The sequence below is a fragment of the Rhodoplanes sp. genome, from assembly GCF_013377085.1.
Lineage (GTDB): Bacteria > Pseudomonadota > Alphaproteobacteria > Rhizobiales > Xanthobacteraceae > Rhodoplanes.
This window is the reverse complement of the sequence record NZ_JACAAX010000045.1, coordinates 1-18,110: the sequence shown is the minus strand read 5'-3', so window position 1 is coordinate 18,110 and position 18,110 is coordinate 1. Positions and strand designations below refer to the sequence as shown.

General features: G+C 70.9%; 18 protein-coding genes. 8 read left to right on the top strand and 10 right to left on the bottom strand.

Annotated features, from left to right (window positions below):
• The first annotated feature begins 35 nt into the window (after window positions 1–35).
• On the top strand, window positions 36–1,661 hold the full coding sequence (gene xseA, locus HXX10_RS24230) for an exodeoxyribonuclease VII large subunit (protein ID WP_296525841.1): 1,626 nt from the start codon (window positions 36–38) through the stop codon (window positions 1,659–1,661).
• Between the two features lie 159 nt (window positions 1,662–1,820).
• On the opposite strand, the gene HXX10_RS24225 is transcribed toward xseA, so the two are convergent.
• Window positions 1,821–2,735 carry a dienelactone hydrolase family protein gene (locus tag HXX10_RS24225; protein WP_296525840.1) on the bottom strand — a complete coding sequence of 305 codons (915 nt, stop codon included), beginning with the start codon at window positions 2,733–2,735 and terminating at the stop codon, window positions 1,821–1,823.
• Window positions 2,736–2,881: 146 nt separating this feature from the next.
• On the opposite strand from HXX10_RS24225, the gene HXX10_RS24220 reads away from it, so the two are divergent.
• Window positions 2,882–3,109 carry a DUF2093 domain-containing protein gene (locus HXX10_RS24220; RefSeq protein ID WP_296525879.1) on the top strand — a complete coding sequence of 76 codons (228 nt, stop codon included), beginning with the start codon at window positions 2,882–2,884 and terminating at the stop codon, window positions 3,107–3,109.
• Between the two features lie 16 nt (window positions 3,110–3,125).
• On the opposite strand, the gene lpxK is transcribed toward HXX10_RS24220, so the two are convergent.
• The 4 genes from lpxK to HXX10_RS24200 form a co-directional block, all read right to left on the bottom strand.
• Window positions 3,126–4,130, bottom strand: a complete 1,005-nt coding sequence (lpxK, locus tag HXX10_RS24215) for a tetraacyldisaccharide 4'-kinase (protein WP_296525839.1) — start codon at window positions 4,128–4,130, stop codon at window positions 3,126–3,128.
• Window positions 4,123–5,427, bottom strand: coding sequence for a 3-deoxy-D-manno-octulosonic acid transferase (locus HXX10_RS24210; RefSeq protein ID WP_296525838.1), 1,305 nt, complete (start codon window positions 5,425–5,427; stop codon window positions 4,123–4,125). The genes lpxK and HXX10_RS24210 overlap by 8 nt, the downstream gene beginning before the upstream one ends.
• Window positions 5,428–5,503: 76 nt before the next feature.
• Window positions 5,504–6,337, bottom strand: a complete 834-nt coding sequence (locus HXX10_RS24205) for a 3'(2'),5'-bisphosphate nucleotidase CysQ (protein ID WP_296525837.1) — start codon at window positions 6,335–6,337, stop codon at window positions 5,504–5,506.
• Entirely contained in the window at window positions 6,324–7,676 is a 1,353-nt protein-coding gene (locus tag HXX10_RS24200) for a TldD/PmbA family protein (RefSeq protein WP_296525836.1), read from the bottom strand. The genes HXX10_RS24205 and HXX10_RS24200 overlap by 14 nt, the downstream gene beginning before the upstream one ends.
• Window positions 7,677–8,016: 340 nt before the next feature.
• On the opposite strand from HXX10_RS24200, the gene HXX10_RS24195 reads away from it, so the two are divergent.
• From HXX10_RS24195 to HXX10_RS24170, 6 genes are all read left to right on the top strand, one after another.
• On the top strand, window positions 8,017–8,592 hold the full coding sequence (locus tag HXX10_RS24195) for a DUF6101 family protein (protein ID WP_296525835.1): 576 nt from the start codon (window positions 8,017–8,019) through the stop codon (window positions 8,590–8,592).
• Between the two features lie 300 nt (window positions 8,593–8,892).
• On the top strand, window positions 8,893–10,161 hold the full coding sequence (locus tag HXX10_RS24190; protein WP_296525834.1) for an amino acid ABC transporter substrate-binding protein: 1,269 nt from the start codon (window positions 8,893–8,895) through the stop codon (window positions 10,159–10,161).
• A 100-nt stretch (window positions 10,162–10,261) separates the two neighbouring features.
• Window positions 10,262–11,137, top strand: a complete 876-nt coding sequence (locus HXX10_RS24185; RefSeq protein WP_296525833.1) for a branched-chain amino acid ABC transporter permease — start codon at window positions 10,262–10,264, stop codon at window positions 11,135–11,137.
• Window positions 11,138–11,154: 17 nt separating this feature from the next.
• Window positions 11,155–12,144 (top strand): branched-chain amino acid ABC transporter permease, encoded by a 990-nt coding sequence (locus HXX10_RS24180; RefSeq protein WP_296525832.1) that lies wholly within the window; start codon window positions 11,155–11,157, stop codon window positions 12,142–12,144.
• On the top strand, window positions 12,141–12,866 hold the full coding sequence (locus HXX10_RS24175; protein ID WP_296525831.1) for an ABC transporter ATP-binding protein: 726 nt from the start codon (window positions 12,141–12,143) through the stop codon (window positions 12,864–12,866). The genes HXX10_RS24180 and HXX10_RS24175 overlap by 4 nt, the downstream gene beginning before the upstream one ends.
• Window positions 12,847–13,584 carry an ABC transporter ATP-binding protein gene (locus HXX10_RS24170; protein ID WP_296525830.1) on the top strand — a complete coding sequence of 246 codons (738 nt, stop codon included), beginning with the start codon at window positions 12,847–12,849 and terminating at the stop codon, window positions 13,582–13,584. Before HXX10_RS24175 ends, HXX10_RS24170 begins: the two co-directional genes overlap by 20 nt.
• Before the next feature lie 424 nt (window positions 13,585–14,008).
• Here HXX10_RS24170 and HXX10_RS24165 read toward each other — a convergent pair whose 3' ends face one another.
• From HXX10_RS24165 to HXX10_RS24145, 5 genes are all read right to left on the bottom strand, one after another.
• A complete protein-coding gene (locus HXX10_RS24165) occupies window positions 14,009–14,374 on the bottom strand; it encodes a hypothetical protein (RefSeq protein ID WP_296525829.1) in 366 nt (121 codons plus the stop codon).
• Entirely contained in the window at window positions 14,371–15,231 is an 861-nt protein-coding gene (locus HXX10_RS24160) for an extradiol ring-cleavage dioxygenase (protein ID WP_296525828.1), read from the bottom strand. The genes HXX10_RS24165 and HXX10_RS24160 overlap by 4 nt, the downstream gene beginning before the upstream one ends.
• Before the next feature lie 377 nt (window positions 15,232–15,608).
• Window positions 15,609–16,412 (bottom strand): IclR family transcriptional regulator C-terminal domain-containing protein, encoded by an 804-nt coding sequence (locus tag HXX10_RS24155; protein WP_296525827.1) that lies wholly within the window; start codon window positions 16,410–16,412, stop codon window positions 15,609–15,611.
• Between the two features lie 195 nt (window positions 16,413–16,607).
• Window positions 16,608–17,531 carry a 4-hydroxybenzoate octaprenyltransferase gene (gene ubiA, locus HXX10_RS24150; protein ID WP_296525826.1) on the bottom strand — a complete coding sequence of 308 codons (924 nt, stop codon included), beginning with the start codon at window positions 17,529–17,531 and terminating at the stop codon, window positions 16,608–16,610.
• On the bottom strand, window positions 17,528–18,110 hold a 583-nt coding region (locus HXX10_RS24145), incomplete at its 5' end, for a hypothetical protein (RefSeq protein ID WP_296525825.1). The genes ubiA and HXX10_RS24145, both read right to left, overlap by 4 nt.

Genomic DNA, 18,110 nt, shown 5'->3' with positions numbered 1-18,110 from the left:
CTCCCCGCGAGCGGGGAGAGGTGAAAGCCGAGACCATGGACGAGCCCCGCCTCAACATCCCCGAATGGACCGTGTCGGAGCTCTCCTCGGCGCTCAAGCGCACCGTCGAGGACGCCTTCGGGCATGTCCGGGTGCGCGGCGAGATCTCCGGGTTTCGCGGCGTTCACTCCTCCGGCCATGCCTATTTCGCCTTGAAGGACGAGAGCGCCCGCATCGACGCCGTGGTGTGGCGCACCGCCTTCGCTCGCATGCGGGTCAAGCCGGAGGAGGGCCTGGAGGTGATCGCCACCGGGCGGCTCACCACCTATCCGGGGCGCTCGACCTACCAGATCGTCATCGAGACCCTGGAGCCGGCCGGCCTCGGCGCCCTGATGGCGCTGCTCGAGCAGCGCAAGCAGGCGCTCGCCGCCGAGGGCCTGTTCGACGAGGCGAGGAAGCAGCTCCTGCCGTCGCTGCCCAACGTGATCGGCGTCGTCACGTCGCCGACCGGGGCCGTCATTCGCGACATCCTGCACCGTCTCGCCGATCGCTTCCCGCGGCCCGTGCTGGTGTGGCCCGTGCGGGTGCAGGGCGAGGGCGCGGCCGAGGAGATCGCCGCCGCCATCCGCGGCTTCAACGCGCTGCCCGAGGGCGGGCCGATCCCGCGGCCGGACCTCCTGATCGTCGCCCGCGGCGGCGGCTCGATCGAGGATCTGTGGGCCTTCAACGAGGAGGTCGTGGTGCGGGCCGCGGCCGACAGCGACATTGCGCTGATCTCGGCCGTCGGCCACGAGACCGACGTCACCCTGATCGACTTCGCCGCCGACCGCCGCGCCCCGACCCCGACGGCCGCCGCCGAGATGGCGGTGCCGGTCCGCTCCGAGCTGTTGGCCCGCGTCGACGGCCTCGGCCGGCGGGTGCTGACCTGCTGGACCCGGACCCAGGAGGCTCGCCGCGTCGCGCTGCGCTCCGCCGCCCGGGCGCTGCCCACCGCCGATGCCTTGTTCGCGGTGTCGCGCCAAAGGCTCGACGGGGCCGCCGGGCGGTTGCCGCGGGCGCTGCTCGCCGGGGCCCACCGCCACCGCTCCGACTTTTCGCGGATCGCGGCGCGGCTGACGCCGCTGGTGCTGCGCAGCCGGGTGGCGCGCGAGCGCGAGCGCCTCGCCGTCCTGTCGGGACGCACGCTGCGCAGCCTGCGCGTTCGATCCGAGCGCCGCCGCGACCGTTTCACGGCCGCCTCGGGCCGGCTGACGGCGGCGCTGCGGGCCGCGCTGGCGGCGCATCGCCAGGCCCTGGTGCGCGACCGCGAGCGCATCGCCGCACTGTCCAGCCGGGCTGCCCGGGCCTCCAGGGGGCTCCTGGCGGAGCGCCGCGCCCGCCTCGCCCGGGCCGGCCAGCTCCTTGCGGCGCTGTCCTACACGGGCGTGCTGGCGCGCGGTTTTGCCCTGGTGCGCGGGCCGGACGACCGGCCGCTGCGCAGCGCCGCCGCGGTGGTGGCCGGGCAACGCCTCTCGCTCCAATTTTCCGACGGGAGGGTGGGCGCCACGGCCGACGGCGGTACTGGCGCCACGCCGCCCACCTCGCCGCAGGCGTCGCCCCAGCCCTCCCCGCAGGAGCGGCCGAACCCGGCCAGGCCGGGGCGCCGAAAGGCGCCTGCGGCCGGGCAGGGCACGCTGTTCTAAAACCAGCCCTCGCAGGCTTCGCCCCCTCGCGTCATGGCCGGGCTTGACCCGGCCATCCATCAAGCTACTGAAACTGATGTCTTTTCTAGAGATGGATACGCGGGTCGAGCCCGCGTATGACGAGTCAGAGTATGGGACGGCTGTTCTAGAAAACCGTCCTCACCGGGCCAGCCAGGCCGGGGCGCGCTGGAACGCGTCGGCGCGGGCCGCCGGATTGGTGCCGCTGTGCGCCCGGCCGGAGCCGTCGGCCGAGAAGGTGAGGCCGGTGTGGAGGCGCACCGGGCGGTCGGGGGCGTCGAAGTCGTGATAGGCGCCCGGATAGACCTCGATGGCCGTCAGGGCGCTGCGGCCGCGTGCGCCCGCCACCATCTGCTCGCAGGCCGCCGCCGGGGTCCAGTCGTCGGCGCCGCCGATCAGCACCAGGGTCGGCACGCGGGCGCTCCAGGCCCGTGGCACCAGGCGGGCGCAGCCCGGATAGAATGCCACGGCGGAGCGGAAGTCGGGGCTCGATCGCTCCGTGCGGCTCTGCGGGCGGACCGCCCACAGGACGCTGCTGCCGCCGTTCGACCAGCCGAGCAGCGAGATCCGGTCGGCACGCACATAGGACTGCGCCTGCAGCCAGCGGCGCGCCGCGTCGGCGTCGGCGGTCCGCTCGCGCTCGGGCGTGACGCTGCGGGCCCGCACCCGGCACTGCGAGCCCAGCCCGCGCGAGCCGAAGCTGTCGGGAAACAGCACGACGAAGCCGCGATCGTTGAGCGCCTTGGCCCAGTCGCGGTAGCGCGGATCGAGGCTCTCCTTGGCGAGCCCGCCGCAGCCGTGCAGGGCAACCACGGCCGGGAACGGCCCGGCGCCGTCCGGCCGGAACAGGGCGGCCGTGAGCGTGGTGTCGCGGGACGGGATGCGCACGGCCTCGCCGCCGAATGCGCCCGCCGGGGCGGATGCCGCCGGTGTCGCGGCCATGCCGGCGGCCTCCGCGGCGGGCGGCTCGGATGGGCCCGGCGCCGCCCGCCCGGGCGCGGTCGCGAGCACGATGAAGAGCAGTGAGGTGACGACCCGCATGGCTCCGCCGTTCATGGCCCATCCTACCATGGCCGCGATCGCCGATCGACGTGGGCCGTTTGCGCCGCTCGGCGGGGTTTCGTCGTCGCCCGCGAGCGATTACATTGGGGCCGGACGCCGCCGGCTGGTCCGGCCCGAACGTGCTCGGGAGGTCTTTTGTGCTGAACCGCTTCGATTATCGCTCGCCGCAGACGGGCGAGGCGGAAATTCGTTATCTCGACGCCGATTTTCGCGTGCTGCGCCCCGGCGCCTTCGTGCGTTGCGCCGTGACGGGCGTGCCGATCCCGCTCGAGGAGCTGAAATACTGGAGCGTCGAGCACCAGGAAGCCTATTCGGGTCCCGAGGCGGTGGCGCAGCGGCTCTATCCCGACCGCCTCAAGCCGACCTGACCGAAGTGCCGCGTTCCTAAAGCCGCAGGCCGGTCCGCCCCGCCAGGAAGGCCCGCATCGCGGCGGGCTCGTCGAGCACCAGGCCGACCGGCAGCACGGCGCTCCTGGCCGCCAGCCCGGCCAGCGCCGGATCGCCCTGCAGGCGCAAGACATCCTTCTCGGTGGTGACCAGCCGCAGCCCGTTCGCGTCGGCGTCGGCAAGGAGCCGCGCGGCCTCCGCGGGCGTGAAGGCGTGGTGGTCGGCGAAGCGCACCGTCTGCGCCGGCGCCAGCCCGGCCGCCGCCAGCGTCGCGACGAACTTGTCCGGATCGGCGATGCCCGCATAGGCGAGCAGCTTTTGTCCGCGCAACGTCGCCACGGCGGCCGGGTCCGGTGCCAGGCGTCCGAAGAACACCGGCAGGCCGCGCTTGCGGACCATGCCGACGATCTCCTCCGCCGCGGCCGACGGCTCGCCCACCACCAGCAGGCCATGGGCGCGGTCGAGCTGCGCCTCGAGCGGCGCGCGCAGCGGCCCGGCCGGGACCACGCGGGCATTGCCGGCGCCGCGGCGCCCGTCGAGCACCACCAGGGCGATCGTCTTGACCAGAGACGGGTTCTGCAGCCCGTCGTCCATCACGATGGCGCTCGCCCGCGCGGTGAGCGCCAGTGCCGCACCGGCGACGCGGTCGCGGGCCAGGATCGTCGGTGCGACGCGGGCGAGCAGCAGCGGCTCGTCGCCGACATCGGCGGCGGCCGCCGTCGGATCGACCCGCAGCGGCCCGGCGAGCCGGCCCTTGTAGCCGCGGGTGAGAAAGACCGGGGCGAGCCCGGCCGCCTGCATCAGGCGGGCGAGCGCGATGGCGGTCGGGGTCTTGCCGGCGCCGCCGACCGTGAGATTGCCGACGCAGACCACCGGCACCGGCAGGGTCGCGCCCGGCCGCCGCAGGCGCTTCTCGGCGACATGGCCGTAGATCGCGGCGAGCGGGGCCAGCAGGCCGGAGGCGAGGCCCGGTGCGCGCCACCAGAAGGCTGGTTCACGCATCGCCGGGGCGGCTCCCGATCCGGATCTGCGCCAGATAGGGCTCCAGCGCCGCCATGGTACGCTCGACCGCGCCGGCGAGGATCTGCACGGTCCGCTCGCCCGCCGCGGCGAGCCGCGCGCGCGCCTCCTGGTCGGCGAGCAGCAGCGCCAGCCGACGGGCCAGATCGTCGCCGTCGGCGACCGGCTGGGCGCCGCCGGCGTGGTCGAGTGCCGCGTAGATGTCGGCGAAGTTCTTCACATGCGGCCCGTGCAGCACCGCGGCGCCGAGCTTGATCGGCTCGATCGGGTTCTGCCCGCCATGCGGGATCAGCGAGCCGCCCATGAACACGACGGGCGCGAGGCGATAGAGCAGGCCGAGCTCGCCGAGCGTGTCGCTCACATAGATCTCGGTCGCCGCGTTGGGCAGCACGCCCTGCGAGCGGCGCCGTGCCTCGAGGCCGGAGATCTTCGCCATCATGGCGATCTCGTCGCCGCGATCCGGATGGCGCGGCGCGATCACGGTGATGAGCCGCGGGAAGTCGATCCGCAGGCGGCGGTGCGCCTCGATCAGCACCATCTCCTCGCCCGCATGGGTCGAGGCGGCGACGACCAGGGGTCGGCTGCCGAGCGCGCGCCGCAGCTCGGCGAAGCGGGCGGGATCGACCGGCAGGGCCGGCACGTCGAGCTTGAGATTGCCGGTGACGCCGATGCGCGGCGCGCCGAGCGCGCCGAAGCGCTGCGCGTCCTCGGGCGAGCGCACCAGGCAGAGATCAAAGCGCGACAGCAGCGCCTCGATGGTGGCGGGCGCGCGCCGCCACTTCTCGTAGGAGCGCTCCGACAGCCGGCCGTTGATCAGGATCAGCGGGATGTGGCGCGTGGCGCAGCCGACGATCAGGTTCGGCCACAGGTCGGACTCGACGAACAGGCCGAGATCGGGCCGCCAATGGTCGAGGAAGCGCGCCACATAGGACGGCGCGTCGAGCGGCACGAACTGGTGCAACGCGCCGGCCGGCAGGCGCCTTGCTGCGACCTCGGACGACGTCACCGTGCCGGTGGTGACCAGCACGGCGAGGCCGCGGGCGCAGAGGCGCTCCACCACGGGCAGCGCCGCGATCAGCTCGCCGACGCTGGCGCCATGCACCCACACCAGCGGACCGCGTGGCCGCGCCGCGCCGGCCTCGCCGCGTCGTTCGGCAATCCGCTCGGGATGCTCCTTGCCGCGCTTCAGCCGGTGGGCGAGCAGATAGCGGGCAAAGGGAGTGGCCACCGTGGTGGCGAACCGGTACGCCGCGAAGGTGAACGGCAATCGTTCGACCAAGACCGCCGCCTCCCTTGTCGCGCAGATCCGTCGGGCAGAGCCGTCGCCCACGGGAGTGGTGCGACGGAGGGCCGGCTCAGCGCGGCGTCCGCGCCAGCGTCGCGACGATCTCGCTCACCGCCCGATGGCGCGCGGGGTCGGCTGCGATCAGCGCCTCGTGCGTCGGAACCGGGCGGTTGTACCGGATGGATTCACCCGTAACCGTCGTCAGCGTCCCTGCGGCTTCGTGCACCAAAAGATCGGCAGCCGCAAGGTCCCAGTCGTGGCTCTCGCGGGACGCGAAGGCGACGTGGATCGCGCCCTGTGCGACGCGTGCGAAGCGCAGCGCCAGCGAGTGAACCTTGGGCTCCAGCACCAGGCCGGGAGTCGTCGCGGCGAGCCGTTCGAGCAGGCGCGGCGGGCCGGCGACGCGCGAGCCTGCGAGCGTCGCTCTGTCCTGCGCGACGCCGGCGCGCGCGACCGCGATCGGCGTGCCGTTGCGGGTCGCGCCGCCTCCCGCGGTGGCGAGGAACATCTCGTCGCTCGCCGGCGCGAACAGCGCCCCGATCACGGGCCGGCCATGCTCGACCAGCGCCACCGAGACGGTCCAGTCGGGCTTGCCGGCCAGGAATCCGCGGGTGCCGTCGATCGGATCGACCACCCACAGCCGGTCGCAGCCGAGCCGGGCCGGGTCGTCCTCGGTCTCCTCGGAGAGCCAGCCGCAGCCGGGCAGCAGCGCGCCGAGCCGCTCCTTCAACAGCCGGTCGACCGCGAGATCGATCTCTGACACCGGCGAGCCGTCGCCGGCGCCCTTGAACCAGCTCTTGATCGGGCTGCGGGTCGAGCGCAGCGCCAGCGCGCCGGCCTCGCGCACGAGCGCGGCGAGCCCTTTGACGACGGCGCCGCGGTCGATCTGCTCAGACGCCTGCAACGGTCAGTCCCTCCGCCCGCACCGTGGGTGCGTTGACGCCGAAGCGGAACGTGAGATCGTTCGCCGGCCGCAGCGTGCCGAACATGTCGATCAGGTTGCCGGCGATCGTCACCTCGCTGACCGGATAGGTGAGCTCGCCGTTCTCGATCCAGAAGCCGGCGGCGCCGCGGCTGTAGTCGCCCGTCACCATGTTGACGCCCATGCCGATCAGGTCGGTGACGAACAGACCGTCGGAGATGTCGGTGAGCAGCTCGCCGGGCGTTTCGGCACCGGCCTCCAGATGGACGTTCGACGCGCTCGGGCTCGGCGTCGAGGAGACGCCGCGCTGCGCGTGGCCGGTCGTGGTCATGCCGAGCTCGCGCGCCGTCGCGCAGTCGAGCAGCCAGGTCGTGATCACGCCGTCGTCGACCAGCGCGCGCGGCTTTCCGGCGACGCCCTCGGCGTCGAACGGATGCGAGCGCAGGCCGCGCCGGCGCAGCGGATCGTCGATGATGCGAATGCCGGGAGCGAAGACCTGCTGGCCGAGCTTGTCGCGCAGCAGGCTGGTCTTGCGGGCAATCGAGGCACCGTTCACAGCCGAGACGAGATGCGAGACCAGCGAGCCGGCGACGCGCGGATCGAACACCACCGGCACCTTGCGGGTCGTCACCTTGCGCGGATCGAGCCGCTTGACCGCACGCTCGCCGGCCGAGCGGCCGATCGCGGCGGGATCGTCGAGATCGCTCGCATAGACGGCCGACGACCAGTCGTAGTCGCGCTCCATCCGGGTGCCCTCGCCGGCGATCGCCTGCATCGACACGGAATGGCGCGAGCCGACATAGATGCCGGTGAAGCCCGTCGAGGTCACCAGCACCATGCCGCCGATGCCGGATGACGCCGAGGCGCCGCCTGATTTGCTCACCCCCGCGACCGCGAGCCCCGCAGCCTCGGCGGCTTTCGCGCGCTGCTCCAGCACGTCGACGTCCGCCACGGCGCGATCGACGAGATCCAGATCCGGAATGTCCTTCGCCAGCAGCGCCGGATCGGCGAGCCCCGCATGAGGATCCTCGGGGGCGACACGTGCCATCGCGACGGCGCGCTCGGCCAGCGCATCTACGCCCTCGCGCACCAGATCGTTGGTCGACACCACCGCCTGGCGGCGGCCGACCAGCACGCGCAGGCCGACATCGTCGTCCTCGGAGCGCGTCGATTCCTCCACGGTGCCGTCGCGCACCTCGACGGCGAGCGACACGCCGCGCGTCGCGATCGCATCGGCCGCATCGGCCCCGGCGCGTTTCGCCGCAGCGACGAGACGCTCGGCGAGGGTGACGAGCGCGGACTGATCGAACAGGGAGGACATGGGCGGGCTTGCGCTTTCGATGCGAGGGACGACGAGACGAGCGGGTCGGACGAGCGGGCGAGACGGGCCGGCGGATGCAGACACGAGATGGGGCGCGCGGCCGCGGCGATCAAGGAGAAACCGCCGCTGTGCGGAGGCGGCGCGGCCGCGTCCTTTTCGGGGCGACCTTTCCAATGAGAGCGGCTTTCGCAACGCTCCGTCAAGCATGTGGTTCGAACGATTGGAGAAACGCCCGATTAACCAGGGCTTTTAAGACGAAACCAAGCGATCGGCGCTAGTCTCACATGAAAGATCGGGCCGACAGAGTCCGAACAGGGATGCTTAAAAAGCGAGGCGTCAAATGAGTGCCGGTGGGGTCGCTCCCTCCGGGTCGAGCCGGCATGTCCGGCTCGACCCCTTCGCTCTTCCGGTTCGTTTCCGGACCGCCGACACGTCCGCCGACACGTGCGAACGGATCGTCGAGCTCGCCCGCGAGCGGGTGGTGCTGCGGCGCGCCGTCGCCGGCATGCGGATGAAGCTGTCGCTGCCGATCCAAAGCTATCTCGGCGTCGCGCTGCGCGTGGTGCCGCCCGACGAGACCGGCGACGGTTCGGTCGCGGTCGTGCTGGCGCATCGCGACGAGGCGCTGACGGTGCCGCTGTTCGTCGCCGCCGACGGCACCGACGCGGTCGCCGAATGGCAGCTCTGGGCCAATGTGCTCGGCCTGCCGCTCCTGGTCGCCGAGCCGGACGGAAGCTTGCGCGAGCCTTTCGCGCGGCTCGGTGCGGTGCGGGTCGCCGAGTCTCAGGGGCGTCGCCGCCGCTGCGGCCCGATCAAGCGTCGCCGCGCCTCGATCCTGCTGCGTCGCAAGCCCGGCCGGGTGTCACCCGCGCCGCAGGTCTTCAGGAACGAGAAAGAGATCATCGCGCGGAGCTGACCGAGCCCCTTTCAAGTAGGGTGCAATGAGCGCAAAGCGCGAATTGCACCGAAACGATCTGGACATCGGCCCGCCCGTTCGGCGGGCCTTTTTTGTTTAAGGGTCTATCCGGCGCAATTCGCTGCGCTCATTGGCGCCCTACGGCTGCGGCGCCTCACGATCAAATCATCCAATCACCGCTCGCCGCGGCACCGGCGTGCCACGGCTCGCCTTGACAGCATGGTCGAGTCCGCCCACAATTAACGAAATAAAATTCGCTAGGCGAAAAATCGCCGCGAGCATAAACCCAAGGGGAGTGAAATGGCCGCCACGCGGAGAGAATTCGGCACGCTCGTCGCAGCGGCCGGTGCAGCAGTTGCGATGCCGGCCGTCTGGCGGTCGGCACACGGGCAGGGCGCCCCGATCCGGATCGGCACCACCATCTCGAAGACCGGTGCGTTGTCGGCGACCAAGAGCACCCTCACGGGGCTCGAGCTGTGGCGCGACGACGTCAACAAGGCCGGCGGCCTCTTGGGCCGTCCGGTCGAGCTCGTCACCTACGACGATCAGAGCGCGGTGGCGCAGATCCCCAGCCTGTTCTCCAAGCTGGTCGACATCGACAAGGTCGACGTGCTGGTCTCCCCCTACGGGGCCGGGCTGTCGGCGCCGCTGATGCCGTTCATCAAGCAGCGCGACCTGTTCACCATCGGCATGTTCGCGCTGGCCGGCAACGACGCGACGCGGCACGACAAGTTCTTCCACAGCGCGCCGTGGGGGCCGGACTCGAAGATCAACTGGGCGCGCGGCTTCTTCGACGTCGCCAAGCAGAACGGCTGCAGCCGCATCGCCGTGCTGTCGGCCGACGTCGAGTTCGCCAAGACGGCGGCCGGCGGCGCCGAGCAGATCGCCGCCGAGTACGGCATGACGGTCGTCTACAAGCAGAGCTATCCGCCGGCGACCAACGACTTCTCGTCGATCCTGCGCAACATCAAGGCGCAGACGCCGGACGCCGTCTTCGTCTGCTCCTATCCGCCGGACTCGACGGCACTGGTGCGCGGCCTCTCCGAGGTCGGCATCGGCGACAGCGTGAAACTGTTCGGCGGCGCCATGGTCGGCACGCAATACGCCTCGCTGCTGACCTCGCTCGGCCCGGCCCTCAACGGCATCGTCAGCTTCGCGCTCTATGCGCCGGAGCCGACCATGGCCAACACCGAGATGACGGCGTTCCTGTCCCGCTACGAGAAGGTCGCGGCCGAGCAGGGGCTCGATCCGCTCGGCTTCTACATCCCGCCCTTCGCCTATGTGGCCGGCCAGCTCATCGCCGCCGCCGTGACGGGCGCCGGCTCGCTCGACAAGGCGGCGATGGCCAAGGTGCTGCACGAGACCGAGGTGAAGACCATCGCCGGGCCGGCCCGGTTCAACGCGATCGGCGACTGGACCGAGCGGCGCGTCCTGATGGTGCAGTTCCGCGACATCAAGGGCAAGGACGTCGAGCAGTTCCGCCAGCCCGGCCGCCAGGTGATCCTCGATCCGCCGTCGCTGCGCTCCGGCGAGCTGGTCGCGCCGCTGGCGAAAGCCCGCTCGTCCTGAGTTTCTGGCGCGCTCCGGACTTTTCGTCCGGTGCGGGTTCCCCCGGCGGTCCGGCGGGCGTCGCGTGCGCCCGCCGGTCGCGTGTGATGCAGAGCCGACGATGATCCTCGAACTTCTCGCCAATGCCGTCAGCACGGGCGTGCTGCTCGGCTGCATCTATGCGGCGCTCGCGCTCGGGCTGGCCGTGTCGTTCGGCCTCCTGCACATCCCCAACATCGCCCATCCGGTGTTCGTGGTGACGGGCGCCTTCGCCGCGACCGTGTTCAACGCCATGGGCTGGGATCCGCTCTTGGTGTCGCTGCCGCTCGCCCTCGTCTTCTACGGCGCCGGCATCGCCTTCTTCGAGTTCTATTCGCGCATCTACGAGAAGCGCGGCGAGGCCGACACCATGCAGGCGCTGACGCTGTTCTTCGGCGTCTCGCTGGTCATCGAGACCGTGCTGGTGATGAAGTTCGGCGCCGACCAGCGCTCGACCGACGTCGACTATGTCGGCCAGAGCCTGGTCCTGGGTCCGGTCGTGATGCCGTACCGGCTGCTGATCCCGGCCCTGGTCGCGCCCGTGATGGTGACGGCGTTGTGGCTCTATCTGAAGTTCACCTATGCGGGCATCGCCATCCGGGCGGTGGCGCACGACGAGCGGGCGCTGTCGGTGAGCGGCATCAATCCGGGCTGGATCAAGCGGCATGCCTTCGGCCTCGCCGCCGCGACGGCGGCGATCTCGGGCGCCGCGCTCGTGATCGTCGGGCCGATCGACCCGTTCGCCGGGCGCATGCAGATCGGCCGCGCCTTTGCGGTCGTCATCCTGGCCGGCATGGGTTCGATCCCGGGCACGCTCGCGGCCGGCATCCTGATCGGCGTCACCGAGGCGCTGGTCGGCGCCTTCGGCAGCCCGTCCTGGGCGCCCGCCGTCGCCTTCACGATGCTGCTGGCGACGCTCGCCTTCAAGCCGTCCGGGTTGTTCGGAGCGTCGCGATGAGCAGCCGGGAGACCGCGATGGACCTTGCCGTTCGCCGCCCCGGGCGCTCGCCGTCGGCGGGCCGGCGCTCGCTCGTCTTTGCGCTCGGCTGCGTGGGCGTGCTGGCGCTCGGCGTCGTGCTCACGCGGACAGTCGAGAATCCCTACATCTTCTTCGCCGGCTACGTCGTGATCCAGTATGTCGCGGTGGCGACCGGCTGGAACGTGCTCGGCGGCTACGCCGGCTACATCAATTTCGGCCCCACCGCCTTCTATGGCGTCGGCGTCTACACGGCGGCTTTCCTGGTCAAGGCGATGGGCGCGCCGCTGCCGGTGTCGATCGCGGCGGCCGGCGCCGCCGGCGCGCTGCTCGGCCTCGCGATGGGCTGGATGACGCTGCGGGTGCAGGGCGTCTACTTCGCCATCGCCACCATCGCGCTGGTCGTGATGGCCGAGACCGTGGTCCACAACATCGATTATCTGGGCGGCGCCTCCGGGCTCGCGCTGATGCCGCCGCAGGCGCCGGCCTGGGCGGGCGGCCAGCCGCAGTTCATGCTGATGGTGATGCTCGCGATCGCCGTCGCCTTCGTCGCCGCGGCGCGGTGGATCGAGATCTCGGCGATGGGGCGCGCGCTGCGGGCCCTGAAGGCGAGCGAGGTCGCGGCCGAATGCGCCGGCGTGCCGACCTTCCGGCTGAAGCTGATCGCCTGCGCGATCTCGGGCGCCATGCTGGCGATCGCCGGCGCGCCTTACGTCTACTACGCCTCCTTCATCGAGCCCGGCACCGCCTTCAGCCTGGCGCTCAGCCTCAATGCCATCGCCATGCCGCTGATCGGCGGCAAGCGGAGCTGGGTCGGCCCGGTGCTGGGCGCGCTGCTGCTCGCCACCGTCCAGCAGGCGGCCAGCGTCACCATCTCGTCGGAGCTGAACATCCTGGTGGTCGGCGTCGTGCTGATCGCGTTCGTCGCGGTGGCGCCGGACGGCATTGTCGGCATCGTCGAGAAGCTCACCGGCCGGAGGGGCGCATGAGCGAGCCGATCCTCGCCGTCACCGGCGTCGAGCAGCGCTTCGGGCCGTTCCGGGCGCTCGGGCCGGTCGACCTGGTGCTGCACCGGGGCGAGCGGCTCGGCATCATCGGGCCGAACGGCTCCGGCAAGACGACGCTGATCAACTGCATCAGCGGCACGCTGCGCCCGCAGCAGGGCCGCGTCGTCTTCGACGGCGTCGACGTCACCGACGCGCCGCCGCACCGCCGCGCCCGCATGGGTCTGTCACGCAGCTTCCAGATTCCCAAACCCTTCACCGGCATGACCGTGCTGGAGAATCTTCTGGTGCCGATCGACCAGATCTGCCCGTCCGGCGACGCCGAGGACCGCGCCTTCGCGGTGCTGGAGTCGGTCGGCCTCCTCCGCCGCGCCGATCACGAGGCCGCCGGACTGTCGCAGCTCGAGCTGAGAAAGCTCGAGCTCGCCCGCGCTTTGGTGGTGCAGCCCAAGGTGCTGGTCGCCGACGAGGCGATGGCCGGCCTGTCCGAGGGCGAGATCGACGACGTGCTGGCGATCCTCACCCATCTGAGCGCGACCGGCATCGCCGTGATCATGATCGAGCACATCATGCATGCGGTGATGCGCTTCTCGACCCGCATCGTCTGCCTGGAGACGGGCCGGGTGATCGCCGATGCGGCACCCGAGGCCGTCGCCGCCGATCCGCTGGTGCAGAAGGTGTATTTCGGTGAACAGACTCGTCATTGAGGGACTTTCCGCCGGCTACGGCGCCGTCACGGTGCTGCGCGACGTTTCCATCGAGGTGCGCGAGGGCGAGTTCGTCGCGCTGCTCGGCACCAACGGCAACGGCAAGAGCACGCTGCTCAACACCGTGATGGGCCTGGTGAAGCCGACCGCCGGCCGCGTCGCGCTCGAATGGGACGGGCGCCGCGTCGACCTCGGCGGGCTCGCGCCGCACGCGATCGTGCGCGAAGGCATCGCCATCGTGCCGGAGGGGCGGCGGTTGGTGCCGACGCTCAGCGTGACCGAGAACCTGCTGCTCGCCGGCTCGAGCCCGCGCGGCCGCGCGACGCTCGCCGACACGCTCGCTTGGTGCTTCGACACGTTTCCGGTGCTGAAAGAACGCCGCGCCCAGCTCGCCGGCACCATGAGCGGCGGCCAGCAGCAGCTCCTCGCCATCGCCCGCGCGCTGATGTGCGCGCCGACCGTGCTGGTGATCGACGAGCCCTCGGTCGGCCTCGCGCCGATCGTGGTGGGCCAGGTGTTCGAGGCGATCGCCCGGCTGCAGGAGAGCCGCAAGCTCACCATCCTGATGGCCGAGCAGAGCTTCTTCCAGGCCGTCGACGTCGCCTCGCGGGCCTATGTGATGCAGCACGGCCGCATCATCCGCACCCTCGACCGCGCCGACGGCGCCATCGACCACGCAGAAATCCGCAACGCCATGATGGGCGTCGCGGCGGCGTGAAGGCGGCTTCCGCTTCTCATAGCAGCAGCGACGATTTCTCCCCCGTCATGCCCGCACTCGTCGCGGGCATCCACGTCTTATCTGACGTGCCGCGGCCAAAGACGTGGATGGCCGGGACGAGACCGGCCATGACGAGTCATGGGCGGCTGCTGATCAGCTCGAACTTGAAGATGGCCGGCGCCGGCGCGTGGAACTGCCCCCCACCCCCGACCCCTCCCCACCATTCGCCAGGGCGAATGGGGGGAGGGGAGCCAAGGCGCCGTGCCGAAAGTGAGATGGCCGAGGCGCTTTCTTCTCCCCTCCCCCCGCGAGCGAAGCTCGTGGCGGGGAGGGGTCGGGGGTGGGGGGCGGTTCTTGCTCTGACGTCGATTATTCGACTCGAACTGATCACCCGGAAATCCTCGTCAGAGACTACAGCCCCCCCTCACGTCGCGACGGAGGGATACTCCTTGCCGGCCCAGTGGCTGAGCTTGGCGGCGAACTCGCGCTGGAACGACAGCGGGCCGTGCTTGGCCATGTACTCCTCGTCGTAGAGCGCGATGAAGATGGTCAGCGACAGGAAGAAGTGCGCCCCCATCTCGAACAGCGCGACATAGTCGTGCCTGATCAGCGCCTCGCGCTCGGCGTCGGTGAGACTGTGCACGGTCGAGCGCTCGTAGTCGTTGAGCTTCGGGCCGATCGACTGCTCCCACGTCGTCACCAGAGCGCGCGGATCCTCCTTGTAGCGACGCAGCAGCTCCGGGTCGCGGTCGACCGTGTAGAGGAACTTGTCCACATAGTACTTGCTCATGCGGCCGCTCCTTCCGGATACCACGTGAAGTAGGCTTCCATCGTGTGGAAGAGGTCGAGATTGTCGACATAGGCGGCCTTCTCGGGGCCGGCGATGCCGAGCATCAGGATCATGTCCATGAAGCCGGCGGTGGCGTTGCCGGCCTTGGCGAGGCTCTCGTGCGTCACGTTGGCGAGGATCGCCTCGATGTCGCCGTTGGCGAGCCATTCGATCGCCTGGCGGTCGAACTCCGGATCGGGACCGTGCTCGCCGAACTGGCGCGGGCCGCCGAGCTCGAGCGACAGATGGCCGGTGCCGATTGCGGCGATGCGCTTGTCGGACGGATAGGCGTCGATGATCTCGCGGATCGCCCGGCCGAGCTTCCAGAATCGTTTTGGAGAGGGCAGGGGCGGCGCGAAGATGTTGGCGTAGATCGGCACCACCGGCAGGTCGGCCTGCGGCCGCACCGTGATGATCGGGCAGATGATCGAGTGGTCGATCTTCAGCTCGTTGGAGAAGGCGAAGTCGAACTCGCGGTCCAAGAGCCCCTGCAGCATGTAGCCGGACAGCTCCTCGTGCCCTTCGAGCACGTATTTGGGCAGGCCGAACTCGCGCTCCTCGTTGTAGAAGGTGGCGTCGTAGCGCGGCGCCTTGCCGATCAGGAAGGTCGGGTAGTTGTCGAGGAAGAACTGGTGGAAATGGTCGGCGCCGACCATCACCAGGATGTCGGGCTCGGCGCGTGTCAGCGTCTCGCGATAGGCCTCGACCTTGCGCTTCCACTCGGCCGCCTGCGGCATCTGCTGCTCGGGCGGGGCCGTCGTGGCCTTCAGGTAGAACGGATGATGCGTCGAGGCCAGAACGGCTGCGAGCGTCGCCATGTCATCTTCTCCCCCTGTGAACGTCTCCGGGCTCCGGGGTGTCCGGACCCGAGTGCGGGTGTCGGTCCGAGCGGTCGCGGTCCGGATGGTCGGAACGATCCCGTCGCGCGGCGGCCGATGCGGCCGGTGCGACGGGCGTGGCGACGTTACGGTGTTCGGCAGGCCGGCGCGGGCGCCGGCCGCGTTTCCTCCCTGCGATGCGAGAGCTCGCAGATGTTATTTTTCGCTAGACGAAAATATATTCGCTAGAGTATTGGCGGCCTGCGGCGCTTGTCAAGCGCCGGAAGGCCGCCCGGGGCACGAGCATGCCGGACCCTGGGAAGGCCGCAGCATCTGCCCGCGCGGGCGTCGCCGCGGCGCGCGAAAGGCGGCCGGCGTCAGCCCAGCAGCGAATGCGCCAGACCCGGATAGCGCGCCAGCAGATGGGCGATGCGGCCGGCCGAGACCTGCAGCTCGGCGAGCCGCTCCTCGACCAGCTTCGTCGCATCGAGCCGCGGCGAATAGCCCGATGTGTTGATGGCGGCGACCACCCGGCCGGCCTCGTTCTTCACCGGCACGGCGAGCGACGTGATGCCGTAGTCGAGCTGATCGACCGACACCGTGTATCCGGCGCGGCGCGCCTCCTCGAGGATTGCCGTGAGCTCGGCGCGATCCGTGACAGTGACGTCGGTCAGCTTGGCGGGGCGAAACTCCCGCCAGTAGGCGGCGAGCTCGGCGGGCGGCAATGCGGCGAGCAGGATGCGGCCCATCGAGGTGGCGTAGGCCGGATAGGTGACGCCGACGCTCGCGGTGCGCCGCGCCGCGCGCAGCTCGGAGAAATGCGCGATGTAGAGGATCTCGGTTCCCTCGAGGGTCGCCATCGAGGCGGCATCGCCGAACAGCGTCACGATGCGGCGCAGCTCGGGCAACACGGCCTCGTCCATGTTGGCGGCCTGGAGATAGGCCGAGCCGAGCGTGAGGATGCGGGGCGCGAGCAGGAAGCGCTTGTTGTGCCGTTTGACGAAACCGAGCTCTTCGAGCGTGTGCAGATTGCGGCGCGCCGTCGCCGGCGACATGCCGGTGATCTGCGCGACCTCGGACAGGGTCAGCTCCGGCGTGGTGCGGCCGAACGCCTCGATGACCGCGAGCCCGCGCGCCAGCGCATCGACGTAATCGGATCTCTTCGTGTCGGCCTCGCTCATCGACATGGTCCACGCGCGCCCGCGGCCGCGCGACGGCGAGCCGGCGCAGAGCCTTCGTTACAGGAATATCGAAATCCCGGCGAAAGAAAAGCCGATCCGCCCGCGTCCGCGGCGCAGGGTGAGATCCTTCGGCGCCGTCGGAGTCTCGTCGCGGCGACGGCGTCGTGGCGACGACGTCGCCGCTGCTGCACCGCGCTACAGCGCGGCGTCGAGCACCAGGCCGGCGAACAGCAGAAGGCCGGCGTCGCGGTTGGAGCGGAACCGCATCAGACAGTTCGCCGTGTCGGCGATGTCGACCGTGGCGATCTGCCAGCCGAGATGCGCCGCGAAGGCCGCGAGCCCGACCCCGAACCAAAAGCCCGCGCCGGCCGCCAGCCCGGCCAGGCCGATCAGCGACACGGCGAGCCCGTAGAACAGCACCAGCATGGGCTTCGTGCGCTCGCCGAACAGCAGCGCCGTCGACATGACGCCGGCGAACAGATCGTCGGCGCGGTCCTGGTGGGCGTAGATGGTGTCGTAGCCGATCACCCAGGCGATCGAGCCGAGATAGAGCAGCACCGGCGCGAGGTCGAGGCGGCCGAGCGCACAGGCCCAGCCCATCAGGGCGCCCCACGAGAAGGCGAGGCCGAGCACGCTCTGCGGCCAGTAGGTGAACCGCTTCATGAACGGATAGAGCGCGACGATGCCGAGCGAGGCGATGCCGGTGGCGATGGCGAAGCCGTTGAACTGGACCAGCGCCAGGAAGCCGACCAGCGACTGCAGGATCGCATAGGCGAGCGCCTGCGAGAGGGTGACCTGCCCGGCCGCGATCGGCCGCGACCGGGTGCGCTCGACCCGCTTGTCGATGTCGTGGTCGGCGATGTCGTTCCAGGTGCAGCCGGCGCCGCGCATCACGAAGGCGCCGACGAAGAACAGCATCAGGTGCCAGACGTTCGGCAGCGGCCAGCCGGCCGCGACGGCGGCGAGCGCGGCCGACCACCAGCACGGGAGCAGCAGCAGCCAGGCGCCGATCGGACGGTCGAAGCGCGACAGGCGCAGATACGGCTTGACGGCGGACGGGGCGTTGCGGTCGACCCAGTTGCCGACCGAATCGGCGACCCGGCCCTGCAGCGTGTTCATCGAGCGATCGAGCTTCCGGTGAGAGTGTTGAACGTGCCGGTGCCGGGCTTGGCGCCGCCCGACGGCGCCGTCGTGACCGGGGCGCTGGCGGTGCCGAGCGCCTCGCTCAGGCTCGGCGGACCGGCGGGGCCGGCGCCGACCGGGCCGGTCGCGCAGACCTGCTTGGCGTTCTTGGCGATGTTGGTGCTGCCGGCCGTGAGCTGCGTGACGATGTTCGGCGGGATGCCGCAGGTCGGCGCCTTGTCGCGGGCGAACTTCGCCCAGGTGCCGATCGCCGTGGCGAAGCCGGTGAACAGCTTGCACAACTCCTCGCGCGGCACCTTCTTGTCGACGCCCGCCTTGGCGGCCTTGCCGCGTTTGTCGGTTTCGGCCTGCAGCTTGGCGAACTCGTCCATGCAGGGCGGTTGGCCGCCGGCGCCGGCGCCCGGGCCTGGACCCGGGCCCATTCCCATGCCGGGACCGCCGGCGCGGGGCGGCACCGGCGTCATCGGCCCGGCGCCCATCGGGGAGGGGGTGGGCGCCATGCCGGCGCGCGGCGGGCTCGACGGCCACGGCGTCTCGGCGCCGCCACCCTGCGGC